Raw genomic sequence first — 26,691 nt, 5'->3', positions numbered from 1 at the left:
AAAGCTGCGCAGAAGAGTCCATTTTCATTCTGTGGCAGTTGCATGCGGCACCAATAAGGTGGCTAGGGTTCCGGCTCGCGAATGCGGGCGCTGGTCCGAGAGCTGCCGACCTCCCTCAAGGGGGTTACACGGCGGGACAAAAGCCCGGGAGACCGCTGTACGTGGTTCTCCTGTGCATCGTCCGACAACCGTGTAGCCCTGATTGGGAGGTTTACTCATGTTCCGCTGCAAGTCCCTGCGTTCCGCGCTGATGCCGCTGATGGCCGTCGCGCTCGCCTTCTCTTCCCTGTTCCTCGCGCCCGAGGCCTCCGCCAAGGACAAGTACCGCGTCGCCTGGACGATCTACGTCGGCTGGATGCCCTGGGACTACGCCGCCCAGCAGGGCATCGTGAAGAAATGGGCCGACAAGTACGGCATCGAGATCGAGGTCGTCCAGGTCAACGACTACGTCGAATCCATCAACCAGTACACCGCCGGCGCCTTCGACGGCTGCGTCATGACCAACATGGACGCCCTGACCATTCCCGCCGCCGGCGGGGTCGACTCCACCGCCCTGATCGTCGGCGACTTCTCCAACGGCAACGACGGCGTCGTGCTCAAGGGCAAGACCGCGCTCAAGGACATCAAGGGCCAGAAGGTCAACCTGGTGGAGCTGTCGGTGTCGCACTATCTGCTGGCGCGCGCGCTGGAGACCGTGGGCCTGGCCGAGAAGGACATCAAGGTGGTCAATACCTCCGATGCCGACATCGTCGCCGCCTACGCCACCCCGGACGTCACCGCCGCCGTGACCTGGAATCCGCTGCTGTCCGAGGTCCGCGCCATGCCCAAGACCGCGCTGGTGTTCGACTCCAGCAAGATTCCCGGCGAGATCATCGACCTGATGGTGGTGAACACCGCCAAGCTGGACAAGAACCCGGCGCTGGGCAAGGCCCTGGCCGGCGCCTGGTACGAGACCATGGCCCTGATGTCGAAGAACGATGCCGCCGGCAAGGCCGCGCGCAGCGCGATGGCCAAGGCTTCCGGCACCGATCTCGCCGGCTTCGACGCCCAGCTGGCGTCCACCAAGATGTTCTACAAGCCGGCCGACGCGGTGGCCTTCACCACCAGCGCGCAGCTGCCGGCCACGATGCAGAAGGTGGCCAAGTTCTCCTTCGAGCATGGTCTGCTCGGCGAAGGCGCTTCCAGCGAGAACTTCATCGGCATCGGCTACCCGGGCGGCAAGACCAGCGGCGACAAGTCCAAGGTCAAGCTGCGCTTCACCGACCAGTACATGAAGCTGGCGGCCGACGGAAAGCTCTGATCCGGCCTCCCCGACGGGATATTCCATGAAGAAGCGCGTCATCAACCGCTTCCCGGGACAGGGGGCGGCGGCGGTGCTCGGCCTGCTGCCGTTCCTGCTGCTGCTGCTGGCCTATGCCTGGGGCTCGCAGGTCCGCCTGGAGGCGAATCCGGAGGACAAGCTGCTGCCGGCCATGTCCAGCCTCGCCGCCGCGGTCGAGCGCGTGGCGCTGGAGCCCAACCGGCGCACCGGCGAGCTCCAGCTCTGGGCGGACAGCGCCGCCAGCCTGCAGCGCCTGGCCGCTGGCCTGGCCGTGGCCTCGCTGCTGGCCCTGGTTACCGGCCTGGCCACGGGCATGGTGCCCTATGTTCGTGCAGCGCTTGCACCATTTGTGCGCGTTCTGTCGATGGTGCCGCCCATGGCGATCCTGCCGATCCTGTTCATCGTCTTCGGCCTGGGCGAACTGTCCAAGGTCGTGCTGATCGTGCTGGGCATCGCGCCCTGCATGATGCGCGACCTGCAGCAGCGGGTGATGGAGCTGCCCTCCGAGCAGCTGGTGAAGGCGCAGACCCTGGGCGCCCACAGTGGCCAGATCCTGTGGCGGGTGGTGCTGCCCCAGACCCTGCCGCGCCTGATCGACTCGCTGCGCCTGAACCTGGGGCCGGCCTTCCTGTTCCTGATCGCCGCCGAGGCCATCGCCGCCGAGAGCGGCCTGGGCTACCGCATCTTCCTGGTGCGGCGCTACCTGGCCATGGACACGATCCTGCCCTACGTGGTGTGGATCACGCTGCTGGCCTTCCTGATGGACCTGGCCCTGCGCGGTGTCTCGCGCTGGGCCTTCCCCTGGTTCCACCAGGGCCAGGAGCGTGCATGATGGGTGCCTTGCTCGAAGTGAAGCAGGTCTGGAAGGAGTACGGCAGCAGCATCGTGCTGGAGAAGCTCAACCTCACGGTCAAGGAGGGCGAGTTCTGCACCATCGTCGGCACCTCCGGCTGCGGCAAGACCACCTTCCTGCGCATGCTGCTCGGCCAGGAGGGACCTTCGCGCGGCACGCTGCTGCTCGACGGCAAGCCGATGCCGGCGGAGCCCGGCCCGGACCGGGGCATCGTGTTCCAGCGCTATTCCGTGTTTCCGCACATGAGCGTGCTGGACAACGTCACCTTCGGACTGGAGGTTACGCGCAGCCGCCTGCTGGGCCGCCTGTTCGGCGGCGCGCGCCGCAAGGCGCGCGAGGAGGCCGCGGCGATGCTGGCCCAGGTCGGACTGGGCCATGCCCTGGAGCGCTACCCCTCGGAGCTGTCCGGCGGCATGCAGCAGCGCCTGGCCATCGCCCAGGCCCTGATCAAGAAGCCGCGCATCCTGCTGCTGGACGAACCCTTCGGCGCACTGGATCCCGGCATCCGCGCCGACATGCATGCGTTGGTGCTGAAGCTCTGGAAGGAATCGGGCCTGACGATCTTCATGATCACGCATGACCTGAAGGAGGGCTTCAAGCTCGGAACGCGCCTGCTGGTGTTCGACAAGCCGCGCCTGGATGCGCAGGCGCCCAACCGCTACGGCGCGACGATCACCTACGACCTGGCGATCGGCCGCGACGAGCCGGCGCTGCTGGACGAAATCCAGGGCGCCGTCACCGAAACCTCACGCTTCATCCACGACTCCCGATGACGAACCCAGACATCCTCTACCAGGACACGCTGCCCGGCGGCTGTCACTGGTCGCTGCAGATGCGCCGCGGCCAGCTGCTGCGCCTGGTGGACACCGACGGCGGCGCCAACCTCGGCATGCTGCTCTACAACCCCTACGCGCTGCTGGAGCGCATCAACCTGCCGGACACGCTCAAGTGCCAGCACACCTTCCGGCTCGGCAAGGGCCACTGCATCTACTCCGACATGGGGCGCGTGTTCTGTTCCATCGTGGAGGACACGGCCGGCTGGCATGACGCCGTCTGCGGAGCGGCCAGCCGCGACCTGGTCGAGCGCCGCTGGGGCCGTCTGGCCTACCAGCAGGCGCGCAACGACATGCGCCGCAACGGCCTCGACGGCTTCCTGGTGGAACTGGCCAAGCACGGCCTGGGCCGCAAGGACCTGGCGGCCAACCTCAACCTGTTCAGCAAGGTCGTGGCCGACGATTCCGGCGCGCTGCGCTATGTCGAGGGCGCATCGCGGCCGGGCAGTTTCGTCGACCTGCGCTTCGAGATGGACAGCCTGGTGGTGATGAGCGCGGCGCCGCACCCCCTCAACCCGGCGGTTGAATACCCGGCGAGGCCGGTGCGCTACGAGATCCGCGAGGCACCGCCCATGGTTCATCCCGACGTCTGTTGCGATGCTCGGCCGGAGAACCAGCGCGGCTTCGCCAACAACCGCCTGTACCAGCTCTCGATCGGAGGTGTCCGGTGATCGTCGAAAGCAGCCTGCGGCCCGAGCAGGCCGGCTACCGTCGCGTGGTCGAGGCCGGCGACTACTGGATGCACACCCTGCGCAAGGGACAGACGCTGCGCATCCTCGATCTGGAGGGCAACCAGGCGGCGGACACGCTGTTCTACAGCGCCGCCGATCCCGCCGAGCGCTACAGCGCCGTGGACACGATCCGCGAGCAGGGCAATGTCTACCTCGGCGCCGGTACGCGGCTGATGTCCACCGGAGGGCAGGTGCTGCTCGAGATCGTGGCGGACACCTGCGGCCGCCACGATACCCTCGGCGGCGCCTGCGCCACCGAGAGCAATACCGTGCGCTATTCGCTGGAGAAGAAGTGCATGCACGCCTGCCGTGACTCCTACCTGCTGGCGGTGGCCGAGAACGAGCAGTATGGCCTGAGCAAGCGCGACATCACGCACAACATCAACTTCTTCATGAACGTGCCGGTGACACCCGAGGGCGGGCTGAGCTTCGCCGACGGCATCTCGGCGCCAGGCAAGTACGTGGAGCTGCGCGCGGCGATGGACGTGGTGGCGCTGATCTCCAATTGCCCGCAGCTCAACAATCCCTGCAATGCCTACAACCCGACGCCGATCGAGGTGTTGATCTGGGACTAGTGGCCTCCTTGGCGGGGGCGGCTCCGGCCGCGGTGCTTGCTCAAGCGCGGCTGAAGCCGCTCCCGCGAGACAGAACTTCGCAATCCGGCGGGACGGCCCGCGCGGAGTGACACCCTGGCGGGACGGCCCGCAAACGAGTGGATGATGTTCAAGAAGGTCCTGATCGCCAATCGCGGCGCCATTTCCTGCCGCATCCAGCGCACGCTGCGCCGGATGGGAATTGCGTCGGTGGCGGTGTATACCCGTGCCGATGCCGGCTCGCTCCACGTGCAGACCGCGGACGAGGCGGTCTGCGTCGGCGAGGCCCTGGCGGCCGAAAGCTATCTCAGCATCGAAAAGATCATCGCCGCGGCGCTGGAGACGGGAGCGGAGGCGATCCACCCCGGCTACGGTTTCCTCAGCGAGAACCTGGAGTTCGCCGCCGCCTGCGAAAAGGCGGGGCTGGTCTTCATCGGTCCCACGCCGGAGCAGATCTCCGCCTTCGGGCTGAAGCACACCGCGCGCCAGCTGGCCCAGGACAACGGCGTTCCGTTGCTGCCGGGCTCGGGCTTGCTGCGCGACCTGGACGAGGCGCTGGAAAAGGCCGAAGGCATCGGTTACCCGGTGATGCTCAAGAGCACCGCGGGCGGCGGCGGCATCGGCATGCAGCGCTGCCGCAGCGCCGGGGAATTGCGCGCGGCCTACGACTCGGTACAGCGCCTGTCACGCAACAATTTCCGCAACGACGGCCTGTTCCTGGAGAAGTTCGTCGAGCGTGCCCGCCATATCGAGGTGCAGTTGTTCGGCGACGGGCAGGGGCAGGTGGTCTCGGTGGGCGAGCGCGACTGTTCGCTGCAGCGGCGCAACCAGAAGGTCGTGGAAGAGGCGCCGGCGCCGAACCTGCCGCAGGCCGTGCGCGAGGCGCTCTGGTCCACGGCGGTGAAGCTGGGCCGGGCGGTGAACTACCGCTCCGCCGGCACCGTGGAGTACATCTACGACGACGATGCCCAGCGCTTCTATTTCCTGGAGGTGAACACGCGCCTGCAGGTGGAGCATGGCGTCACCGAGGAGACCACCGGCGTGGATCTGGTGGAATGGATGATCCGCGTCGCCGCCGGCGAGTCGGAATTCCTCGGGGGCTTCCGCTACCAGCCGCGCGGCCACGCCATCCAGGTCCGCCTCTACGCCGAGGATCCGGCGCGCAACTTCCAGCCGGTGGCCGGGCGCCTCACGGCCGTGGAGTTCCCCGAGGGGCTGCGCTGCGACCGCTGGATCGAGCCGGGCGTCGAGGTGCCGCCGTACTACGACCCGATGCTGGCCAAGCTGATCGCCCATGGCCAGGACCGCGAGTCCGCGCGCGGCAAGCTCGCCGGCGCACTGGCCTGGAGCCGTATCGGCGGGATCGAGACCAATCTCGACTACCTGCGCCAGGTGCTGGACGAGCCCGCCTTCGTCGAGGGCCGCGCCACCACCGCGACCCTGGCTGCCTTCCAGTACCGCGCGGCCGGCATCGAGGTGCTGGAGGCCGGAACGCAGACCACGGTGCAGGACTACCCGGGCCGCACGGGCTACTGGGACGTGGGCGTGCCACCCTCGGGGCCCTACGACAGCCTGGCGCTGCGTCTCGGCAACCGCGTGCTGGGCAATGCCCCAGGGGCGCCGGCGCTGGAGATGGCGCTGACCGGTGCCGTGCTGCGCTTCCGCGCGCTGGCCAGGATCTGCGTCGCCGGTGCGGACATGGGCGCGATGCTCGACGGCAGGCCGCTGCCATCCTGGGAGGCCGTCACCGTCCCGGCCGGCGCGACCCTGGCCTTTGGCGCCGTGCGCGGTGCCGGCGCACGCGGCTATCTCTGCGTGGCCGGCGGCTTCGACGTGCCGGTCTACCTCGGCAGCGCCAGCACCTTCACGCTGGGCCGCTTCGGCGGTCACGGCGGACGCGCGCTGCTGCCGGGCGACGTGCTGCATGTGGGCGAGCCCTCCGGCAGTCCGCGGGCACTGCCGCAGGCACTGCGCCCGGCCTACGGCCACGACTGGCAGTTCCGCGTGATCTACGGCCCCCATGGCGCGCCGGACTTCTTCACGCCGGAGGACATCCAGGCATTCTTCGCCGCGAGCTGGGAGGTGCACTACAACTCCAGCCGCACCGGCACGCGCCTGATCGGGCCCAAGCCCTGCTGGGCGCGCCGCGATGGCGGCGAGGCTGGCCTGCACCCCTCCAACATCCACGACAATGCCTATGCCGTGGGCGCGGTGGACTTCACCGGCGACATGCCGGTGATCCTGGGACCGGACGGCCCCAGCCTGGGTGGCTTCGTCTGTCCCGTGACCATCGTCAAGGCCGATCTCTGGCAGCTGGGCCAGCTGCGCCCGGGCGACAGGCTGCGCTTCGTCCCGGTGAGCATGGACAGCGCCGAAGCCCTGGAGCGGGCGCAACTCGCGCTGGTGGACGGCTTCGAGGCCGTGCCCGTCGACGCGCCGGCCATCGCCGTGCCGGACAGCGCGGTCCTGGCACGCTGGGACGACGGACCGCTGCCGTTGGTGGTGCGGCCCTCGGGCGACGACAACCTGCTGCTGGAGTACGGTCCGCAGGAGCTGGACCTGACCCTGCGCTTCCGTGTGCATGCGCTGATGTGCCGCCTGCAGGAACGGCGCATCGACGGCCTGCTGGAAATGACGCCGGGCATCCGCTCGCTGCAACTGCACTACGACAACCTGCGCCTGCCGCAGGCGCGCCTGCTGGAGCTGGTGCGCGAGACCGAGCGCGGCTTGCCGGCGATCGACGACATGGAGCTGCCGACGCGCGTCGTCCACCTGCCGATCTCCTGGGACGATGCCGCCTGCCGACTCGCCATCGAGAAGTACATGCAGTCGGTGCGCCGCGATGCGCCCTGGTGCCCGAGCAACCTGGAGTTCATCCGCCGCATCAACGGGCTGGAGGACCTCGGCGAGGTCAAGCGCATCTTCTTCTCGGCCAGCTACCTGGTGATGGGGCTGGGCGATGTCTATCTCGGCGCTCCCGTGGCCACGCCGCTGGATCCGCGGCACCGCCTGGTCACCACCAAGTACAACCCGGCCCGCACCTGGACGCCGGAAAATGCCGTGGGCATCGGCGGTGCCTATCTCTGCGTCTACGGCATGGAGGGGCCGGGCGGCTACCAGTTCGTGGGCCGCACGCTGCAGATGTGGAACACCTGGAAGCAGACTGCCGCCTTCGGCGAGGGCAAGCCCTGGCTGCTGCGCTTCTTCGACCAGCTGCGCTTCCACGAGGTCTCCGCCGAGGAGCTGCTGCGCATCCGCGAGGACTTCCCCCGCGGGCGCTACCCGCTGCGCATCGAGGAGCAGACCTTCCGCCTGCGCGACTACCGGGCCTTCCTGGAGCAGAACCGCGACAGCATCGCCGCCTTCAAGTCGCGCCAGCAGCAGGCCTTCGAGGACGAGCGCCAGCGCTGGGCCGCCGCCGGACAGGATGTCGTGGGCATCGAGGCCGAAGCACCGCCTCCGCCCGAAGACGTGCTGGCGCCGGGCGAGCGTGCCGTGCCCAGCCCGGTGCCGGGCAGCGTCTGGCAGATCGCGGTGGAGCCGGGCCAGCAGGTGAAGGCCGGCGACACCGTCGCCCTGGTGGAGTCGATGAAGATGGAAATCTCGGTAGTGGCCAGTGTCAGCGGCATCGTGCGCCGCGTGCTCTGCGCGCCGGGGCAGGGCGTCACTCCCGGCCAAAGTCTGCTGGTACTGGAGGAAGCCGCATGAGGGACCTTGCCATCGCCGCCCTGCAGCGCGACTACCGCGCCGGGCTCAAGCCCGCGGAACTGCTTGCCGAACTGCGCGCCCGCATCGCCGCCCACGCGGAGCACCGGGCCTGGATCACGCTGCTCGACGACCGCCAGCTCGCGCCGGTCCTGGCAGGGCTCGAAGGCCAGGGGCCGGACACGCTGCCGCTCTTCGGCGTGCCCTTCGCGATCAAGGACAACATCGATCTGGCCGGCGTGCCGACCACGGCGGCCTGCCCGGACTTCGCCTACACGCCCGCGCACAGCGCCACGGTGGTGCAGCGCCTGCTCGATGCCGGGGCGATTCCGCTGGGCAAGACCAACCTCGACCAGTTCGCCACCGGCCTGGTCGGCACGCGCTCGCCTTACGGCGCGGCGCGCAACGCCTTCGATGCCGCGTACATCAGCGGTGGCTCCAGCGCGGGCTCGGCCGTCGCGCTGGCGCTGGGCGAGGTCAGCTTCTCGCTGGGCACCGATACCGCGGGTTCCGGCCGCGTACCCGCGGCCTTCAACAACCTGCTGGGCATCAAGCCCACGCGCGGGCGCTGGTCCACCGCCGGCGTCGTGCCGGCCTGCCGCAGCCTCGACTGTCCCTCGCTGTTCGCCCTGAACCCCGAGGATGCGCGGCGCGTCGGCGCGGTGATGGACGGGCTGGACGCCGCAAGCCCCTGGAGCCGCCGGGGCCGCGCCGTGAGCGGCCCCCTGCAGGGCCTGCGCCTGGGCGTGCCGCGCGAGGACCAGCTCGAATTCTTCGGCGATGCGGCCTATGCCGCGCTGTACCGGCAGGCTGTGCAGCGCTGGCAGGCCCTGGGGGCGGAAGCGGTCGCGCTGGATTTCGCTCCCTTCAGCGACGCGGCACGGCTGCTCTATGAAGGGTCCTGGGTCGCCGAGCGCCGGCATGCCACGCAGGGCGTGTCCCCGGACTCGATGCTGCCGGTGATCCGCCAGGTGCTGGCCAAGGGGGAGGGCATGGACGCCGTGGCGACCTTCGACGGCTTCTATCGCCTGCAGGCCCTGAAGCAGGCCGCGGATGCCGCCCTGGCCGGGGTCGACGCCGTCCTGACGCCGACCGCCCCCACGCACTACCGCCTCGCCGAGCTGGAGGCCGAGCCGCTGCTGCTCAACAGCCGCCTGGGCACCTACACCAACTTCATGAACCTGCTCGACTACGCCGCCGTGGCCGTACCCGCCGGCATGACCCCGGCCGGCTTGCCCTTCGGCATCACCCTGTTCGGCCCGGCCTGGTCCGACGACTACCTGCTGGCGCTGGCGCAGCGCTGGATGGCGGCGGACCCTCGCCCCACCGGGCGCGGCGCCAGCCGCTGGGAGCCGGTGGCGCCAACCCCGCCGCCGGGGCGCATCGAGGTCGCCGTCTGCGGTGCGCACCTCTCCGGCATGCCGTTGAACCCCCAGCTGACCGGCCGGGGTGCCTTCCGGGTGGCCGCCACCCACAGCGCGCCCTGCTACCGGCTGATCGCCCTGGCCGGCGGCCCGCCGTTCCGGCCCGGCATGATCCGCGACGCGGAGCGGGGGGCGGCCATCGAGGTGGAGGTCTGGTCGGTGCCCGAGGCCGAATTCGGCAGCTTCGTGGCCGGCATCCCGGCGCCGCTGGGCATCGGCAAGCTGGAGCTGGCCGACGGGCGCTGGGTCAGTGGCTTCATCTGCGAGCCGGCAGGGGAGGCGGGTGCCCGCGACATCACCCACCTCGGCGGCTGGCGGGCCTATGTCCGCGAGATTGCATCAAGCCGCTGATTCCCTTAAGATTCGCGCCCCTTCATCCCGCCGGGGTGAAGGTTTTTTGTTTCAACCACTTGCTCCACGGCCGTTCCATGGCCGGGGGCCGCAGGGTGAAAACCCTGTGTCCACAAGGAGTTATCGATGCGTCACTACGAAATCGTGGTCATGGTGCATCCGGACCAGAGTGAACAGGTTCCGGCCATGATCGAGCGTTACAAGGGCATGGTCACCTCGACCGGCGGCAAGGTTCACCGCCTGGAAGACTGGGGCCGCCGCCAGCTGGCTTACCCGATCGCCAAGGCCCACAAGGCCCACTACGTCCTGATGAACGTCGAGTGCAGCGACGCCGCCCTGGCCGAGCTGGAGAATGCGTTCCGCTTCAACGACGCCGTCATCCGCAAGCTGGTCGTCAAGACCGAGGCTGCGGTGGTCGAGCAGTCGCCGCTCTTCAAGGTTCAGGATGAAGAGAAGAAGCCGGGCGAGTTCCGCGCCCGCCACCAGGATCAGGCGGAAGGCGAGGGCGACGACGCCCAGGCCGAAACCGCTGCCGAAGGAGCCTAAGACATGGCACAGTTTTTCCGTCGCAAGAAGTCCTGCAAGTTCTCCGGCCAGAACGCCCCGGCGATCGACTACAAGGACCTCTCCACGCTCAAGCAGTACATCGGCGAGAACGGCAAGATCGTGCCGGCTCGCATCACCGGCACCAAGTCGCGCTACCAGCGCGAGCTGGCCACGGCCATCAAGCGCGCCCGTTTCCTGGCGCTGCTGCCGTACAGCGACAGCCACGGCTAAGGAGCAGCAACCATGGAAGTCATTCTGCTCGAGAAGATCAAGAAGCTCGGCGACCTGGGCGACACCGTCAAGGTCAAGGCCGGCTTCGGCCGCAACTACCTGCTGCCGCTGGGCAAGGCGCTGCCGGCCACCGAGGCCAACCGTGCCGTGTTCGAGGCCCGCAAGGCCGAGCTGCTGAAGAAGGCCAGCGATTCCGTCAACGCCGCCAACCTGCGCGCCGGCAAGATCAACGGCCAGACGGTCACCCTCAAGGTGCTGGCCGCCGAAGAAGGCAAGCTCTACGGTTCGGTCGGTCCGGCCGAGATCGTCGAGGCCGCCGCCGCCCAGGGCATCGACGTCAAGAAGAGCGAGATCGACATGACCTCCGGTCCGATCCGCCAGCTTGGCAGCTACACCGTGCAGGTTCGCCTGCACACCGAGGTGGAAGCCACCCTGAACGTGGTGGTGGCCGACACCAAGGCCCCGACCGCCGCCTGAGGCGCCGGCAGGTCCTGAGTCACCGGACGGCCCGCCTCGGCGGGCCGTTTTCTTTTGGGGCGCCGGCCCCGCCGCTGGCCGGCCCCGCTGCCGGCCCATTCCTCTACAATCCGACCCATGCAAAACCCGCCCAAGCATCCCCCGCATTCCATCGACGCCGAGATGTCCGTCCTGGGCGGCATGATGCTGGACAACGGCGCCGGCTTCGAAGTGCTGGACACCCTGCGCGAGGGCGACTTCTACCTCCACGCGCACCAGCTGATCTTCGCCTCGATGCGCGACCTGCTCAGCTCGCACAAGCCCTGCGACTTCCTGACGGTCACCGAGCACCTGCGCTACATCAACAAGCTCGAGGAAGCCGGCGGCGTGGCCTACATCGGCACGCTGGCCAACGACACGCCCAGCGCCGCCAATACCATGGCCTATGCCGAGATCGTGCGCGAGCGCTCGGTGCTGCGCCAGCTGATCTCCACGGGCCAGGGCATCGCCGACATCGGCTTCCGGCCGGAAGGACGCACCGCCAGCGCCCTGCTGGAGGAGGCCGAGCAGAAGGTCTTCGCGCTGCGCCAGGGCGACGCCAAGGGCAAGGTGCAGTACCACAGCATGCCGCCGCTGCTGGAGCACATCGCCAAGCAACTGGAGGACGCCAAGGGCAGGGAAGGCGGCCGCCGCGGCCTGCCCACCGGGTTCCGCGACTTCGACGCCAAGACCAACGGCCTGCACCCGGGCGACCTGGTGATCGTGGCCGGCCGTCCCGGCATGGGCAAGACCTCGTTCGCGATGAACATCGCCGAGCATGTCGCCATCGAGAACAAGATGCCGGTGGCGGTGTTCAGCATGGAAATGGCGGCGGAGCAGCTGGTGTTCCGCGTGATTTCCTCCTTCGGCGGCATCGACCAGCAGAACCTGCGCAACGCCACGATGGACGACAGCGAGTGGGACCGCCTGGCTTCGGCCATGGGCCTGATGCGCGAGGCGCCGCTGTTCATCGACGAGACCGGCGCATTGTCGCCGCTGGAACTGCGCGCCCGCGCGCGCCGCATCGCGGCACGCCATGGCCTCAGCCTGATCGTGGTGGACTATATCCAGCTGATGCAGGTGCCCGGCTCCGACAACCGCGCCAACGAAGTGGCCGAGATCTCGCGCAGCCTCAAGGCGCTGGGCAAGGAGCTTGGCGTGCCGGTGATCGCGCTGTCGCAGCTCAACCGCGGCGTGGAGCAGCGCGACAACAAGCGCCCGCGCATGGCCGACCTGCGCGAGTCCGGCGGTATCGAGCAGGACGCCGACGTCGTCGTGTTCGTCTACCGCGACGACTACTACAACCCCGAAACCTCGCCGGACAAGGGCCAGGCCGAGATCATCATCGGCAAGCAGCGCAGCGGCCCCACGGGCACCGTGAAGGTCGCCTTCGAGGGCAAGTACACCAAGTTCCGCGACCTGGCGGATTCCTCCTACGCCCAGTACAGCTGATGCCGCACGCCCGCGTTCGCCGCCGCGAGGAGTCCGCATGATCCCGCGCGTCACCGCCACCATCGACCTTGCCGCGCTCCAGCACAACCTGGGCGTGGTCCGGCGCCTGGCGCCGCGGTCCCGCGTGATGGCGGCGGTCAAGGCCAACGGCTACGGCCATGGCGCCATCCCGGCGGCCCGCGCCCTGGAAGCCGCCGGCGTCGATGCCCTGGCGGTGGCCTGCCTGGAGGAGGCGGTGGAACTGCGCCGCGCCCACATCCATTGCCCGATCGCCCTGCTCGAGGGCGTGATCTCGGAGGAGGAGGCGGCGCAGGCGGTCTACCAGCGCCTGCAGGTGGTGGTGCACGACCACTGGCAGATCGAACTGCTGCAGCGGCTGGGCCGCGATGCGCAGGTCGGCATCTGGTTCAAGATCGACAGCGGCATGCACCGCCTGGGCTTCCCCCTGACGGACGTGCCGCGGCTGCTGGACGTCCTGCGGGCGCAGCCGGGCTGGACCCTGCACGGCTGGATCACCCACCTGGCCAGCGCCGACGAGCCGGACAACGGCTTCACCCGCGAACAGGTGGCGCGCTTCGACGCGGCGCTGAGCGGCGTGTCCGGTCCCCGCTCCATCGGCAACTCCGCCGGCATCATCGGCTGGCCGGAGGCACGCGCCGACTGGGTGCGGCCCGGACTGATGATCTACGGCGCCTCGCCGATGCCGGGCCAGACCGGCGCCGACCTGGGCCTGAAGCCCGCCATGCGCCTGGAAAGCCGCCTGATCGCGGTGCGCGACTTCGAGGCCGGCGAGACCATCGGCTATGCCCAGAGCTGGACCTGCCCGGAGCGTACCCGCATCGGCGTGGCCGCGGTGGGCTATGCCGACGGCATCCACCGGACCTTCCGCAGCGGCACCGCCGCCATGGTGGGCGGCCGCCGTGTCGCCTACGCCGGCCGCGTGTCGATGGACATGATCACCCTGGACCTGCGCCAGGCCCCGGACGCCCAGGTCGGCGATCCGGTGCTGCTCTGGGGCGAGGAACTGCCGGCGGAAGAGATCGCCGCCCAGGCGGGCACCATCCCCTACGAGCTGTTCTGCGGGCTGACGCAGCGAGTGCACTTCCGGTATCGCTGAGGCCCCTGGGCTTTGCCGTTGCGGGAGCGACGCCCGTCGCGATCTTCTGCTTTCTCGACAACCCGGGCATCGCGACCGTCGTCGCTCCCATCGGGACGCGTCCTTCGCGCAGGAGCGGCCGTTGGCCGCGACGGGCGGCCGCATGAGCAAGATGTGTCGCGGCCAGCGGCCGCCCTACGAAGGGCTGCCTGAGCAGCCTCTAACCCGGGTCCGATCAATCCGCCGAAGCGGATGACGCGTAGCCACCCGCTTTGGCGAGGGCTGTCCATGGATGGACCAGACCATCCCCGCATGAGCGCCAGACCGGATCAAGAGGCAGCACAACGAAAAAGGGCGGCCATGGGCCGCCCTTTTTGCTGATCTGTCGCCAGGATCAGATGATCATGAAGCTCATCTGTGTGCCCGCCAGCTCCACCACGTCGCCGTCGTTGAGCTTGCGCGCCTGGGTGTCCAGCGGGGCGCCGTTGACCAGGGGCTTGGCGCCGCCGGCCTGGCCGCCCACGTGGACGATGTAGTACCCGTCGGCACGGCGGGTGATGGCCGCCACCTGCACGCCGGGCTTGCCGATCGTGGTCAGGGCCTTGGACAGTTCCAGTTCCTTGCCCTGGTTCGGGCCGCTGACGACGCGCAGCTTGCCCAGAACCGGCTTCGGCGCGTTGGTCGAGGCCAGGCTCGGGGCCGCCGCCGGGGCATGGCCGTGGGAGGCGGCCAGCGAGGGGGCGGGTGCCGCGGCCGGGCTGCCGGTGGCCTTGTTGACCTGGGCGTCGAATGCCGCGCCGAACTGGCCCGGCTTCAGGATCATGGTCTTCTCGAAGTCGTCGTCGGCGCCCTGGCCCTCGCCCTCGTAGCGCAGCGAGTTGCGGCCGATGCTGATGACGTCGCCATGCGACAGCGGGTGCTTGGCGATCTGCTTGCTGTTGACCTGGGTGCCGTTGGTCGAGTCCAGGTCCTCCAGGAAGGAGTCCTGCAGGATCGTGATGACCACGGCGTGGTGGCCGGAAACGGCCTTGTCGTTGAGCGGGATGTCGTTGTCGGCATGACGGCCGATGGTGACCCGCTCCTTGTTGAGCGGGAAATCCTTGGTCTGGCCGCTGCTATCCGTGACGATGAGCTTGCCCATAAGTGTTCTCAGAACCACTCCATCAATCGTTCATACCAGCGCCTGCCGCGGGCGAACGACGCGTCCGCGCGAGCCAGCACCACCGAAACGTTATCCTTGCCGCCGGCTTCGTTGGCCAGCCTGATCAATTCTTCTGCCGCACTATCAAGATTATCAGCTAACTTGGCGAGTGTTAAGCCGATTTTCTCGTCGGAGACCATGTCCGTCAGGCCGTCCGAGGCGATCAGGACGATGTCTCCGACCTCCACCATGTCCTCGATCAGGTCCACGGTGACGTCGGGTTCCACGCCCAGGGCGCGGGTCACGATGTTCTTGCGCACCAGCCGCTGCGCGTCCTCGCGGGTGTAGTGGCCGCGGGCCACCAGCTCTTCCAGCAGGGAGTGGTCGCGGGTGATCTGCTCCAGCTTGCGGTCCCGGAAGCGGTACAGCCGGGAGTCGCCAACGTACGCGATCGACATCCTATCGTCGTGCATCAGGCAGGTAACGATCGTCGTTCCCATGCCGGCACACTGGGGTTGGCTCTGCGCCACCTGGTAGATCGTCTGGTGCGCGCTCTCCACCGCCTTGCGCAGCAGCAGGGCCTCGGCACTGTAGCCGCTGCCCGGGTCGACCTCGCCGCGCTTGAGGTCCTTCCATTCGCGCCGGACCACGTCCAGCACGGTCGTGGTGGCGATGCCGCTGGCGATCTCGCCGGCGTTGTATCCCCCCATGCCGTCGGCCAGCACCAGCAGGCCCAGGTCGCCGTCCTGCTCGACGGCGTCCTCGTTGTTGTTGCGCATCCTGCCCACGTCGGAGAGCAGGGCGGTGGCGACTTTTTCCTTGAGTGCCATGCCAGGTCCTCAGGTGGGGCCGCCAAGGCCGGAAAGGATGAACCGGAGATCGCGCGCCAGCTCGCTGCCGCGCTGGTAGCGCTGCTCCATGTCCTTGTGCAGCGCGCGGTCGATCACGACATTCACCTTGGGAGGCAGGTCGGGCCGCAGGCCGCCGGCGGGCGGATGCGGTTCGTTGGCAATCTTGAACATCAGCGTGGCCATGGAGTCGGCGGTGAACGGCAGGCTGCCGGTCAGCAGCTGGTACAGCGTCACGCCCAGCGAGAACAGGTCCGAGCGGCCATCCACGCGCTTGCCGGCGAGCTGCTCCGGCGACATGTAGCTGGGCGTGCCCAGCACCATGCCGGTCTTGGTCTTGCTGGAATCGGCGATGCGGGCGATGCCGAAGTCCATCAGCTTGATGGTCTGGGTGGCTTCCACCAGCATCATGTTGGCCGGCTTGATGTCGCGGTGGACCACGCCGTTGCTATGGGCATAGTCGAGCGCGTCGGCGGCGTCGGCCACCAGGCGCAGCACCTCGGGCATCGGCAGCAGGTTGTTGGCCTTGGTGTGCCGGGTGAGGTCGCTGCCCTTGATGAACTCCATCGCGATATAGGCGAGGTCGTGCTCCTCGCCCGCGTCGTAGATCGAGACGATATGCGGGTGCGTCAGGCGGCCGGCGGTCTCGGCCTCGCGGAAGAAGCGTTCCTTGACGCTGGTCAGCTCGTCGGGCTCGAACTCCTGCGACAGGGCCATCGTCTTGATCGCCACGGTGCGGCCGATCTTCGGGTCCTTGCCCATGTAGACGATGCCCATGGCGCCCTTGCCGAGCTCCTTTTCCACCTGGTAGCGGCCCAGCATCGGCTTCTCGATCTGCTGGGTGGCGTCGTTGTCCAGCACCATGGTGCCGCCCGGGTGCGAGCGGCCCGCGCCGCCGCCGAGGATCACGGTCTCCGAAAGCTTCTTGGCGCGGTTCAGCTTCTGTTGCACGTCGCGGAAGTCCTTCTGGTGCCCGGCGATGTGCTGGTACACCGACTCCGCCTTGTTGAACTGGCGCTTGCGCTCGAAGTCCAGCGCCAGGTTGTACATCAGGTCCAGCAGCTTCTCGTCCACCGGCTGCACTCGGCGGAACTTCTCGAAGGCCATGTCGAGCTGGCCCTGGCCCTGGAAGGCCAGGCCCAGCATCTTGTTGGACTCGGCGTTCTCCACCTCGGTGGTCTGCTTCAGCATCTCGGTGATGCGGAACTTCTTGACCGTCATGAAGGCATGGCCCGCCAGCAGGAACACCGCCGGGATCGTCAGCTTGAGCCAGATCGCGCTGGACGCCATCACGCCGACCTGCACGCCGATCAGCGCCAGCACCAGCACCAGCGTCAGGCCGGCGGCCAGCGCGGCCTTCATGCGCGGCACCAGCAGCGCCAGGTAGGCCGCCAGCAGCAGGAACACCGCCAGCTCCAGCCAGCCGGCCCAGGCCGGACGGGTGAAGTAGTGCTGCTTGAGGATCGAGGACACCGCGTGCGCGAGCATCGCCACCGGCGTGGTGGAGGCCGACGAGGGCGTGGCAAAGGTGTCGCCGGTGCCCGGCGCCGTGGTGCCCAGCAGCACCACCTTGTCCTTGTACTTGCCCAACGGGATCTTGCCGGCCAGCACGTCATAGGCCGAGTCCACCGGGAAGGCGGGCTTGCCTTCCTGGTCGCCGTAGAACTGCGTGTACATGCGCAGCGCGTCGTCGGTGCCGATGTGGATGCCGCCGAGCGTAACGCCCTCGCCGAGATGGACCTGGATGTCCTGCGGCTTCAGGTTCAGCTTGGCCGCCGCGATCATCAGCGACAGCGAGGGGTAGAACTCGTCGAAATGCTGCAGCACCAGCGGTTCGTAGCGCACGCCGCCGTCCACGTCCTGCGCGATGTTCAGGTGGCCCATGCTGGGCGCGGCTTCGCCGATGCTCGCCACCGGCACCTCCACCGAGACGGTGGGGCCGGGCACCGCGCCGTCGGCGCGTGCGCCGATGCGGTCCTGCACGTCCTGCAGCCGGTTGCGCCGCACGTACTCCGGCAGCGGCTGGTCGGGGCGGCCCTGCGGGCGGCCTTCCTTGAACAGGATCGGCAGCACCACGTTGCCGGCGGCCACGGCGGCGCCCAGCGTCGCGTCGGTGGTGCCGCCGGCCTTGGCGCCGGCTTCGAGCTGGGCCAGCAGGGCTTCCATCGCGGGGCGGTACTTGGTCGCCAGCGCGGAGTCCCGGTAGGACTGCGCGATGTTGGCGATGGCCTTGACCCGCGTCTGCCGCGCGGTCTCGTCCAGCATGATGCCGAAGGTCTCGGCTTCCGCCGGGATATCCTGCACCAGCGGCGAGGCCTTCAGGTCGGCCAGGATCGCGTTGAAGGTTTCGGCGGAGCTGCCGGCGTCGGCCTCGAAGTACAGCATGGTGGCGCCGATGACCTTGGCGCCGCCTTCATGCAGCTTGCCGATCAGTTCGGCCTGCTTGTTGCGCGGCCAGGGCCAGCGGCCGAGGTTGGCGATGGACTGCTCGTCGATCGCGACGATCGCGACATCCTCGGACGGCGCCAGCGCGCGCGAGCGCACGCCGACGTCGTAGGTGCTGCGCTCCAGGGACTGGAAGGCGTCGCCGAAGACCCCCCAGGCCAGCACGACGAAGACCAGTGTGAAAGCAACGGCGGCAAACCAGTCTTTCGACCAGACGCTATTCTTTTGCACGACCTACGTCCCCCCGCAGTTGCGCTCTTCGGCTCATACTAACTCAAAGTATCTCCGATATTAGTTCCTCAGAAAACAAGAATATGTGAGATGGGTTCCAGAACAAAAACGCAATACGTCTGCCAGTCCTGCGGCGCGGCAAGTCCCAAGTGGGCCGGCCAGTGCCCCGACTGCGGTGCCTGGAATACGCTGGTGGAGGCTCGCGTCGACACTGCCGCGGCCAAGGCCCGCGGCGGTGGCATCAGCGGCATGGCCGGAGGGCGCGTGCAGCGCCTGCGCGAGGTGGATACCCGCGAGACCCCGCGCACCGGTACCGGGCTGGGCGAGATGGACCGGGTGCTGGGCGGCGGCATCGTCCCCGGCGCGGTCATCCTGATCGGCGGCGACCCCGGCATCGGCAAGTCCACCCTGCTGCTGCAGGTCCTGGCCAGTGTGCAGGCGCGCATGAGCACGCTGTACGTCACCGGTGAAGAATCGCTGACCCAGGTCCACCTGCGCGCCCAGCGCCTGGGGCTGCCGGAGCTGGACCTGCCGGTGCTGGCCGAGACCTCGGTGGAGGAGATCCTGGCCCAGCTGGCCCAGCACCGGCCCGGCCTGGTGGTGATCGACTCGATCCAGACCCTCTACACCGACTCCCTGGATTCCGCGCCCGGCTCGGTCTCGCAGCTGCGTGAGTGCGCCGCCCAGCTGGTGCGGCATGCCAAGGCCAGCCATACCGCCGTGATCCTGGTGGGCCACGTCACCAAGGAGGGCGCCATCGCCGGGCCCCGCGTGCTCGAGCACATGGTGGACTCGGTGCTGTACTTCGAGCACGACCCCGGCTCGCGCTTCCGCATCATCCGCGCGGTCAAGAACCGCTTCGGCGCCGTCAATGAACTCGGCGTGTTCGCCATGGGCGACGACGGCCTCAAGGAGGTCAGCAATCCGTCCGCGCTGTTCCTGTCGCGCCATGAGCAGCCGGTGCCCGGCTCGGTGGTCACGGTGACGCGCCAGGGCAGCCGCCCGCTGCTGGTGGAAGTGCAGGCCCTGGTGGACCGCTCCCTGGTCGGCAACCCGCGCCGCGTCACCCTGGGCCTGGAGGGCAACCGCCTGAACATGCTGCTGGCGGTGCTGCACCGCCATGGCGGCATCCCCCTGGGCGACCAGGACGTGTTCGCCAACGTGGTGGGCGGCATGCGCATCCAGGAACCGGCGGCCGACCTGCCGCTGATGCTGGCCGTGCTGTCCTCCTTCCGCAACCGGCCCATGCCCAATGACCTGATCGCCTTCGGGGAACTGGGTCTGGCCGGCGAGGTGCGCCCGGTGGCGGGCGGCGAGGAGCGCCTGGCGGAGGCGGCCAAGCATGGCTTCCGCCGCGCCATCGTCCCGGAGGCCAACAGGCCCCGCAAGGCGGTGAAGCTGGATATCGAGGTGATTCCGGTGTCGCGGCTGGAGCAGGCGATCGACGCGTTCCAGCGCTAGGCCGTTCCTGACTTTCCCTGCTTCCGCCGGCGGGACAGGGAGACAGGCGAGACAACTACGCCGCTGCCCGCTGTTCTCCCGGCGGCCGGACCCGCGCCGACTTCACCGTGTTGGCCCGCGTCTCGGTGATCTCGAACTCATAGCCCTTGATCGTGATGCGGCGGCCGGCCTGGGGCATGGCTTCCAGCTTTTCCATCACCAGCCCGTTGACCGTCTTGGGGCCGTCCACCGGCAGCTTCCAGCCTAGGTTCTTGTTGAGGCTGCGGATCGTCACCGAACCGTTGACGCGGTAGCAGCCGTCGGGGTCGGCGTAGACGTTCTTGATGCGCGTGGCCGGGTCGGAGGTGAACTCGCCGACCACTTCCTCGAGGATGTCCTCCAGCGTCACCAGGCCCTGGATGTCGCCGTACTCGTCCACCACGAAGCCGATGCGGCGCTTCTGGTTCTGGAAGTTCAGCAGCTGCTGGTTCAGCGGCGTGCCTTCGGGGATGAAGTAGGGTTCGCTGGCCAGGCCCACCAGGCTGTGGGGGTCCAGGTTGTTCTCGGCGGCCAGGCGTACCACGCGGCGCAGGTGGATCACGCCGCGCAGGTTGTCGATGGAGCCGTCGAACACCGGCAGGCGGGTGTGCTGGCTGTCCACGATCGCGGCGCGCACCTGCTCCCAGGGTTCGGAGATGTCGATGCCGGTGATCTCGTTGCGCGGCACCATGATGTCCTCGACCGTTTCCTTCTCCAGGTCCAGGATCGACAGCAGCATCTTCTGGTGGCGGTGCGGGATCATGGCGCCGGCCTCGGCCACCACGGTGCGCAATTCCTCGGCGCTGAGGCTGTGCTGCGCCGCTTCCTCCGGAGAGACGCCGAGCAGTCGCAGCAGGGCATTGCTGACGCGGTTGACCAGCCAGACCACGGGGTAGAACAGGCGGATCAGCGCCCAGTGGATGTAGGCCGAAGGCAGGCCCAGGCGCTCCGGGTAGATCGCGGCCAGGGTCTTGGGAATGTACTCGCTGAAGATCAGCAGCAGCAGCGCCACGGCACCCGCGGCATAGGCGATGCCGATCTCGCCGAACAGGCGGTAGCCGATCACGGTGGTGATCGACGCGGCCAGGGCCTGCACCACGTTGTTGCCCAGCAGGATCCAGCCGATCAGGTGGTCCGGACGCTCCACCAGGTCCTGCGCCAGCCGCGCGGCACGCTCGCCCCGCTTGGCGCGCGTGCGCAGGCGGTAGCGGTTCATCGTCATCAGTCCGGTTTCGGAACCGGAGAAGAATGCCGACAACAGCAACATCAGGATCAGGAGTCCGAAAAGGACCCACAAGGGGATGGCGTCCAAGATCGCGCGGTCAGTCTTTGGCCGTGTGGACTTCTATCTATTCGGGAGAGGGCCGCGCTGTCAACGTGGCGGACATTAAGAATGTAGCGTAAAGGTTTGTTGAAGAAAAGCTTCTTCGACAAACTGAAATTGGCGCGGCGAGGCGCCGGCAGAAGTCGGGCGCGTGGGCGCCCGGCTTCCGGCAACACAGGAAAATCGCGCCTTTTCCGGCAGGCGGCTCATGTCCAGTGCTTGCCCAGGAATTGTTCCAGCACGAGCTTGCTGCCGAAGTACGCCAGGATGAGCACGGCGTAGCCCGCCAGCGACCAGCGGATCGCCGTGCGCCCGCGCCAGCCGTAGCGCCAGCGCCCCCACAGCAGCGTGCCGAAGATCAGCCAGGCGGTGATCGACAGCACGGTCTTGTGGGCCAGGTGCTGGGCGAACCAGTCGTGCACGAACCACAGGCCCGACAGCAGCGTCAGCGACAGCAGCAGGAAGCCGATGGCGATCAGCTGGAACAGCAGCCGTTCCATGGTCTGCAGCGGCGGCAGGCCGCCGAGCAGCAGGCGGCTGAGGTCGTGGCGGTGCAGCAGGCGGTCCTGCAGCGCCAGCGCGCCGGCCTGCATCGCGGCGATGGTCAGCAGCCCGGCCGAGAACAGCGACAGGATGATGTGCCAGCGCAGTTTCCAGTCGGCCACCGGGGCGGCGTCGAGCAGGCTGGGTTCCAGGGCGGCCCAGAGGGCCGCCAGCCCGGTCAGCGGGTAGATCGTCAGCCCCAGGGAGCGCAGCGGCTCGCGCCAGGACAGCAGCCACAGCAGCACGGCGGACTGCAGGGTGAACAGCGAGGCGGCCTCGGGCAGGCCGATGCGGATCGCGCCGCCCTGCAGGGCCTGGTGCCCCAGCACGGCGGCGTGCAGCACGATGGCCACGCCCGCCAGGGCGCGCTCCAGCGTGCTGTCGTGCTGCGGATACCGCCAGACCCGCCAGCCGCAGGCGGCGTAGGACAAAACGGCAATGAGAATCAGTGCTAACGTCATGGGATCGGCAGCATACCCGAATCGCCCGCGATGTGACGCAGGCCGCGGTTGGGGGCGCAGAACGCTGTGCTAGGATCAAATGACACAACCATAAAACAACGGAACGCATGCGGATCAAAGTCCTGGGCTGCAGCGGGGGAGTGGGGCCGGGCCTGCGTACCACCAGCCTGCTGGTGGACGACGAAATCCTGATCGATGCCGGAACGGGGGTGGGCGACCTGTCGCTGGCGCAGCAGCGCCGCATCAGCCATGTCTTCCTCTCGCATTCCCATCTCGACCATGTCTGTGGCCTGGCCTTCATGGCCGACAACCTGTTCGATCTGATCGACCGGCCGATCGCCGTGCACGCCACCCGGCAGACGCTGGAGGCGGTGCGCCAGCATGTCTTCAACTGGACCATCTGGCCGGACTTCTCCAAGCTGCCCAACGAGGAGCAACCCCTGCTGCGCTTCTCCGAGATCGAGGTCGGGGCGCCGACCGACCTGGGCGGCGACCGGCGGCTGACCGCCTTCAAGGTGCTGCATACCGTCCCGGCGGTGGGCTATGCCCTGGAAAGTCCCCGCGGCACCTTCGCCTTCAGCGGCGACACCTGGGCCAACGACGACATCTGGGCCTTCCTCAACGGCCTGCCGCGGCTCGACAAGCTGATGATCGAGATCGCCTTTCCGGACGAGCAGGTCGAACTGGGCGCCGCCTCCCGGCATTTCACCCCGAGCCTGCTGGCCTCCGAGCTGCGCAAGCTCAAGCACCATCCGGAACTGTTCCTGACCCACCACAAGCCGGGCTGCGAGCAGCTGATCGAGAAGCAGTGCCGCACGGCCCTGAAGGACTGGCGCTACCACCACCTGCAGCGGGGCGACCTGATCACCTCCTGAGCCGTCGGGCGGCGGGCCGGGCCAGCGGACGGGGCGCCGGCTCATGCTCTAGAATCCGCCGACACAGATTCCACGGCCTGCCGCTTCAATGTTCGAAAACCTCACGACGCGCCTTTCCCGCGTCCTTGATTCCATCCGCGGCCAGGGCCGCCTCACCGAAGACCAGGTCAACGCCGCCGCCCGCGAGCTGCGCATGGCCCTGCTGGAGGCGGACGTCGCCCTGCCGGTGGTCAAGGAGTTCATCGACAAGGTCAAGGTCCGCGCCCTGGGCGCCGAGATCCTGCAGTCGCTGACCCCGGGCCAGCAGTTCCTCAAGGTGGTGCAGCAGGAGCTGACCGAGACCCTGGGCGGCAACGCCGAGCCCCTGAACCTGCGCCAGCAGCCCCCGGCCATCATCCTGATGGCAGGCCTGCAGGGCTCGGGCAAGACCACCAGCACCGGCAAGCTGGCGCTGTGGCTCAAGGAGCGCGAGAAGAAGAATGTCGTCGTCGTCTCCGCCGACGTCTACCGCCCGGCCGCCATCGAGCAGCTGCGCATCGTCGCCGGCAACGTCGGCGTCGAGTGGTTCCCCTCCGAGGTCGGACAGCAGCCCGTGGCCATCGCCCAGGCGGCGCTGGCCCACGCGAAGAAGCAGTACGCCGACGTGCTGATCGTCGACACCGCCGGCCGCACCACGGTCGACGAGGCGATGATGAAGGAGATCGCCGAGCTGCATGCCGCCCTGAACCCGGTGGAAACGCTGTTCGTGGTCGACAGCATGACCGGCCAGGACGCCGCCAAGACCGCCAAGGCCTTCGGCGATGCGCTGCCGCTGACCGGCGTGATCCTGACCAAGGTCGACGGCGACTCCCGCGGCGGCGCCGCGCTGTCGGTGCGCCAGGTCACCGGCCGCCCGATCAAGTTCCTCGGCGTCGGCGAGAAGTCCGACCGCCTGGAGATCTTCCACCCGGACCGCATCGCCAACCGCATCATCGGCCAGGGCGACGTGCTCGGCCTGATCGAGGAGACGGCCCGCAAGGTCGACCACGAGAAGGCCCAGAAGCTCGCCGAGAAGCTCAAGAAGAACAAGGGATTCGACCTCGCCGACTTCCGCGAGCAGATGCTGCAGATGCAGAACATGGGCAGCATGCAGTCGATCCTGGAGAAGCTGCCGGGCGGCGCCCAGATGCAGGAGCAGATCAAGAGCGTCGACGCCGAGAAGCAGATCCGCCGCACCGTCGCCATCATCAACTCGATGACGCCGCAGGAGCGCCGCTTCCCGGACCTGATCAAGGCCTCGCGCAAGCGCCGCATCGCGGCGGGCGCCGGCGTGGAAGTGCAGCAGGTCAACCAGCTGCTGCGCCAGTACGAGACCACCAAGGACATGATGAAGAAGTTCGCGGGCGGCGGCATGGCCAAGATGATGCGCAGCCTCGCCGGGCGCCTGCCGCCCGGCATGATGCCGCGGCGCTGAGCCCATGCCGAAGCTCCTGTCCGCGGCCCTGCTGGCGCTGGCCTGCGCGCTGCCCGCGCAGGCCGCCACCATCGGCGACATGGCCCCCGAGGCGGCCGGCGTGGTGCTGAGCGGGCCCGAGGGCATCAAGCTCAGCCAGCTCAAGGGCCGCGTCGTGATCGTCGACTTCTGGGCTTCCTGGTGCGGGCCCTGCATCCAGGCCATGCCGGAGCTGGACGCGATGCGCGCCGACCTGCACAAGAAGGGCTATGGCGACAAGTTCGAGGTGCTGGGCGTCAGCATCGACCGCAACGTCGAGGACGCCCGCCGCTTCGCCAAGGCGCGTCCGGTGACCTATCCGCTGGTGGTGGACCAGCTCGGCTTCGCGCCGCGCTTCTACGAAGTCTGGCGCCTGCCGGCGACCTACCTCGTGGCCCAGGACGGCCGCATCTCCATGGTCTACCACGGCTACGGTGCCGGCTTCACCGAAGACCTGAAGCAGCGCGTCATCGCGCTGATGAACAAGAAGTAGCGTGCCGGCGAAGAAGGCCCTCAGCGTCAGCGGCAGCCTGCAGCTGGAGGCCCGGGGCGGCAAGCTCGGCGGCCAGCGCTGGATCGAGCTGCTGGCGGCCATCGGCGAAACCCGCTCCATCACCCATGCGGCCAAGGCCGTGGGCCTCAGCTACAAGGCCGCCTGGGATGCCGTGGAGTCCATGAACAACCTGTCCGACCGGCCGCTGGTGCAACGCGCCGCCGGCGGCAAGGGTGGCGGCGGCACCACGCTGACGCCGCGCGGCGAGCAGCTGGTGCAGACCTACGGCGCCGTCGCCGAGGAACACCAGCGCTTTCTCGAGCGCGTGAACGGCCTGCTGGGCGATGCCTCGGCCGACCTGCGCATGCTCCGGAGGTTCACCATGCTGACCAGTGCCCGCAACCACTTCTCCGGCAAGGTCGTCCGCGTCAAGGCGGGCGCCGTCAACGACGAGGTGGAGCTGGAGCTCTCCGGCGGCGATCGCCTGGTGGCCATCGTCACGCACGAGAGCGTGGAGAGCCTGGGCCTGAAGAAGGGTGTCGAGGCCCTGGCCCTGGTCAAGGCGTCCTGGGTCATCGTGGCCCTGGACGAGGGCCCGGCGATGAAGCTCTCCGCCCGCAACCGCCTGCGCGGGCGCATCAGCAAGCTCACCCGCGGCGCCGTCAACAGCGAGGTGGTGATCGGTCTCCAGGGCGGCAACTCCGTGGTGGCCACCATCACCAATGCCAGCGTCGAGGAACTGGGCCTGGCGGAGGGCAAGGCCGCCAGTGCCATCTTCAAGGCCTCCAGCGTGATCCTGGGCGTCGCCGGCTGAAGCCCCGGTGCCAGCCGGGGCCGTTTCCGTCTACTTCAGGCGCTGCAGCAGCAGCCGCCCCACCTCCAGCGCGGAAGCCGGGTTCTGGCCGGTGACCAGTTCCCGGTCGACCACCACGTTCGCGGTCCAGGGAGCGGTGTTGCTGCGGTAGTCGCCGCCGGCCTGCTGCAGCGCCGTCTGCGGGTAGAACTTCATCGCGCCGCCCTTCAGGTAGCCCTTGGCCTGCTCCTCTTCCTGGTTGCTGATCACGGTCATGCGGTAGCCCGCGTAGATCCACCGTGGCTTCTGCGCCTTGCCGTCCTTCTCCAGTTGCCGCGTGAAGGCCTGCGGGTCGCGCAGCGACGACAGCAGCGCGATGGGGCCATGGCAGACCAGCGCCGTGGTCTTTCCAGCCTGATGGAAGTGGGCCAGCAGGCGGCCCAGCGTGGCGCTGTGCAGCAGGTCCTGCATCGGGGCATGCCCGCCCGGCACGTAGACCGCGTCGAAGCGGCCGAAGCCGATCTGCTCGGCACGCTCCAGGCTGATCACCGGCGACTTCTCCGGCGAGGTCAGCGCCAGGCGTTCCAGCAGCGCCCGATGCTCGCGCAGCGCGGCGGCGTTGCCGCCGAAGTGCATCGCGTCCAGCGAATTCACGTCCACCGCGGGCGCGCGTCCCAGCGGCGTGGCGAAGCTCACCTGGTGGCCGGCGTCCAGCAGCAGCTTCACCGGCTGCATCAACTCGTTGAGATAGAAGCCGGTGGGGTAGACCTGGCCGTCCTTCAGGTCGAGGCGGTCCGAGTCCGACAGCACCACCAGGACATGCCCGGCCTGGGCCAGCCCCGCGCTGAGCGCCAGTGCTGCCGCCACGAGGAATCTGCCGATACGAAAGGGGTTCATGGGAATCTCCGTTGTGGAACAGGCCGACACTTTATTGATGGCTGGCATGACGATAAATG

At 68.4% G+C, this 26,691-nt stretch carries 23 protein-coding genes and 1 riboswitch; of the genes, 17 read left to right on the top strand and 6 right to left on the bottom strand.

Annotated elements, in window-relative coordinates; translation table 11 throughout:
- The first annotated feature begins 51 nt into the window (after positions 1-51).
- A riboswitch (guanidine-I (ykkC/yxkD leader) is annotated at positions 52-153 on the top strand.
- A 64-nt stretch (positions 154-217) separates the two neighbouring features.
- From C3942_RS17670 to alr, 12 genes are all read left to right on the top strand, one after another.
- On the top strand, positions 218-1,300 hold the full coding sequence (locus tag C3942_RS17670) for a putative urea ABC transporter substrate-binding protein (RefSeq protein WP_104231694.1): 1,083 nt from the start codon (positions 218-220) through the stop codon (positions 1,298-1,300).
- A gap of 25 nt (positions 1,301-1,325) precedes the next feature.
- Positions 1,326-2,153: an ABC transporter permease gene (locus C3942_RS17665; RefSeq protein ID WP_104231693.1), complete on the top strand. Its 828-nt coding sequence runs from the start codon at positions 1,326-1,328 to the stop codon at positions 2,151-2,153.
- Positions 2,153-2,947, top strand: a complete 795-nt coding sequence (locus C3942_RS17660) for an ABC transporter ATP-binding protein (RefSeq protein ID WP_104231692.1) — start codon at positions 2,153-2,155, stop codon at positions 2,945-2,947. The genes C3942_RS17665 and C3942_RS17660 overlap by 1 nt, the downstream gene beginning before the upstream one ends.
- A complete protein-coding gene (locus tag C3942_RS17655) occupies positions 2,944-3,678 on the top strand; it encodes an urea amidolyase associated protein UAAP1 (RefSeq protein WP_104231691.1) in 735 nt (244 codons plus the stop codon). The genes C3942_RS17660 and C3942_RS17655 overlap by 4 nt, the downstream gene beginning before the upstream one ends.
- The gene (locus C3942_RS17650; protein WP_104231690.1) at positions 3,675-4,313 is read left to right on the top strand and encodes an urea amidolyase associated protein UAAP2; all 639 of its coding nucleotides are present in this window, start codon (positions 3,675-3,677) and stop codon (positions 4,311-4,313) included. Before C3942_RS17655 ends, C3942_RS17650 begins: the two co-directional genes overlap by 4 nt.
- A gap of 144 nt (positions 4,314-4,457) precedes the next feature.
- The gene (uca, locus tag C3942_RS17645; protein WP_104231733.1) at positions 4,458-8,039 is read left to right on the top strand and encodes an urea carboxylase; all 3,582 of its coding nucleotides are present in this window, start codon (positions 4,458-4,460) and stop codon (positions 8,037-8,039) included.
- Positions 8,036-9,811, top strand: coding sequence for an allophanate hydrolase (gene atzF / locus C3942_RS17640; RefSeq protein WP_104231689.1), 1,776 nt, complete (start codon positions 8,036-8,038; stop codon positions 9,809-9,811). The genes uca and atzF overlap by 4 nt, the downstream gene beginning before the upstream one ends.
- A 126-nt stretch (positions 9,812-9,937) precedes the next feature.
- Positions 9,938-10,357 carry a 30S ribosomal protein S6 gene (gene rpsF, locus C3942_RS17635; protein WP_104231688.1) on the top strand — a complete coding sequence of 140 codons (420 nt, stop codon included), beginning with the start codon at positions 9,938-9,940 and terminating at the stop codon, positions 10,355-10,357.
- A 3-nt stretch (positions 10,358-10,360) separates the two neighbouring features.
- Positions 10,361-10,588 (top strand): 30S ribosomal protein S18, encoded by a 228-nt coding sequence (rpsR, locus tag C3942_RS17630; RefSeq protein ID WP_104231687.1) that lies wholly within the window; start codon positions 10,361-10,363, stop codon positions 10,586-10,588.
- A 12-nt stretch (positions 10,589-10,600) separates the two neighbouring features.
- Positions 10,601-11,065: a 50S ribosomal protein L9 gene (gene rplI / locus C3942_RS17625; protein WP_104231686.1), complete on the top strand. Its 465-nt coding sequence runs from the start codon at positions 10,601-10,603 to the stop codon at positions 11,063-11,065.
- A 117-nt stretch (positions 11,066-11,182) separates the two neighbouring features.
- Entirely contained in the window at positions 11,183-12,535 is a 1,353-nt protein-coding gene (dnaB, locus tag C3942_RS17620; protein WP_104231685.1) for a replicative DNA helicase, read from the top strand.
- 37 nt (positions 12,536-12,572) lie between these two features.
- Positions 12,573-13,652: an alanine racemase gene (gene alr, locus C3942_RS17615; protein WP_104231684.1), complete on the top strand. Its 1,080-nt coding sequence runs from the start codon at positions 12,573-12,575 to the stop codon at positions 13,650-13,652.
- A 373-nt stretch (positions 13,653-14,025) separates the two neighbouring features.
- Here the strand turns inward: alr and C3942_RS17610 are convergent, their stop codons facing one another.
- From C3942_RS17610 to C3942_RS17600, 3 genes are read right to left on the bottom strand one after another with little or no spacing between them, the layout of a single operon-like run.
- On the bottom strand, positions 14,026-14,772 hold the full coding sequence (locus C3942_RS17610; RefSeq protein ID WP_104231683.1) for an FHA domain-containing protein: 747 nt from the start codon (positions 14,770-14,772) through the stop codon (positions 14,026-14,028).
- Between the two features lie 8 nt (positions 14,773-14,780).
- On the bottom strand, positions 14,781-15,602 hold the full coding sequence (locus C3942_RS17605) for a Stp1/IreP family PP2C-type Ser/Thr phosphatase (RefSeq protein ID WP_104231682.1): 822 nt from the start codon (positions 15,600-15,602) through the stop codon (positions 14,781-14,783).
- 9 nt (positions 15,603-15,611) lie between these two features.
- Positions 15,612-18,296 (bottom strand): CHASE2 domain-containing serine/threonine-protein kinase, encoded by a 2,685-nt coding sequence (locus C3942_RS17600; RefSeq protein WP_104231681.1) that lies wholly within the window; start codon positions 18,294-18,296, stop codon positions 15,612-15,614.
- 90 nt (positions 18,297-18,386) lie between these two features.
- Between C3942_RS17600 and radA the strand changes: the two genes are divergently transcribed.
- A complete protein-coding gene (radA, locus tag C3942_RS17595) occupies positions 18,387-19,757 on the top strand; it encodes a DNA repair protein RadA (protein ID WP_104231680.1) in 1,371 nt (456 codons plus the stop codon).
- A 55-nt stretch (positions 19,758-19,812) separates the two neighbouring features.
- On the opposite strand, the gene C3942_RS17590 is transcribed toward radA, so the two are convergent.
- The gene (locus C3942_RS17590; RefSeq protein ID WP_207766136.1) at positions 19,813-21,042 is read right to left on the bottom strand and encodes an HlyC/CorC family transporter; all 1,230 of its coding nucleotides are present in this window, start codon (positions 21,040-21,042) and stop codon (positions 19,813-19,815) included.
- Between the two features lie 263 nt (positions 21,043-21,305).
- Complete coding sequence (locus C3942_RS17585) at positions 21,306-22,103, bottom strand: cytochrome C assembly family protein (RefSeq protein WP_104231678.1); 798 nt, start codon at positions 22,101-22,103, stop codon at positions 21,306-21,308.
- 107 nt (positions 22,104-22,210) lie between these two features.
- Here C3942_RS17585 and C3942_RS17580 point away from each other — a divergent pair, with 107 nt between their 5' ends.
- The 4 genes from C3942_RS17580 (at position 22,211) to C3942_RS17565 (ending at position 25,756) form a co-directional block, all read left to right on the top strand.
- A complete protein-coding gene (locus C3942_RS17580) occupies positions 22,211-22,978 on the top strand; it encodes an MBL fold metallo-hydrolase (RefSeq protein WP_104231677.1) in 768 nt (255 codons plus the stop codon).
- An 88-nt stretch (positions 22,979-23,066) separates the two neighbouring features.
- The gene (ffh, locus tag C3942_RS17575) at positions 23,067-24,431 is read left to right on the top strand and encodes a signal recognition particle protein (RefSeq protein ID WP_104231676.1); all 1,365 of its coding nucleotides are present in this window, start codon (positions 23,067-23,069) and stop codon (positions 24,429-24,431) included.
- Between the two features lie 4 nt (positions 24,432-24,435).
- On the top strand, positions 24,436-24,942 hold the full coding sequence (locus C3942_RS17570) for a TlpA family protein disulfide reductase (protein WP_104231675.1): 507 nt from the start codon (positions 24,436-24,438) through the stop codon (positions 24,940-24,942).
- Position 24,943: 1 nt separating this feature from the next.
- Complete coding sequence (locus tag C3942_RS17565; RefSeq protein ID WP_104231674.1) at positions 24,944-25,756, top strand: TOBE domain-containing protein; 813 nt, start codon at positions 24,944-24,946, stop codon at positions 25,754-25,756.
- Positions 25,757-25,786: 30 nt separating this feature from the next.
- Here C3942_RS17565 and C3942_RS17560 read toward each other — a convergent pair whose 3' ends face one another.
- The gene (locus C3942_RS17560) at positions 25,787-26,632 is read right to left on the bottom strand and encodes a type 1 glutamine amidotransferase domain-containing protein (protein ID WP_104231673.1); all 846 of its coding nucleotides are present in this window, start codon (positions 26,630-26,632) and stop codon (positions 25,787-25,789) included.
- Positions 26,633-26,691 lie beyond the last annotated feature (59 nt).

Origin of the sequence: Solimonas fluminis, from assembly GCF_002930645.1 — a bacterium.
Taxonomy (GTDB): Bacteria; Pseudomonadota; Gammaproteobacteria; order Nevskiales; family Nevskiaceae; genus Solimonas_A; species Solimonas_A fluminis.
The sequence above is the reverse complement of the archived record's forward strand: the minus strand, read 5'-3'. Positions and strand labels throughout refer to the sequence as shown.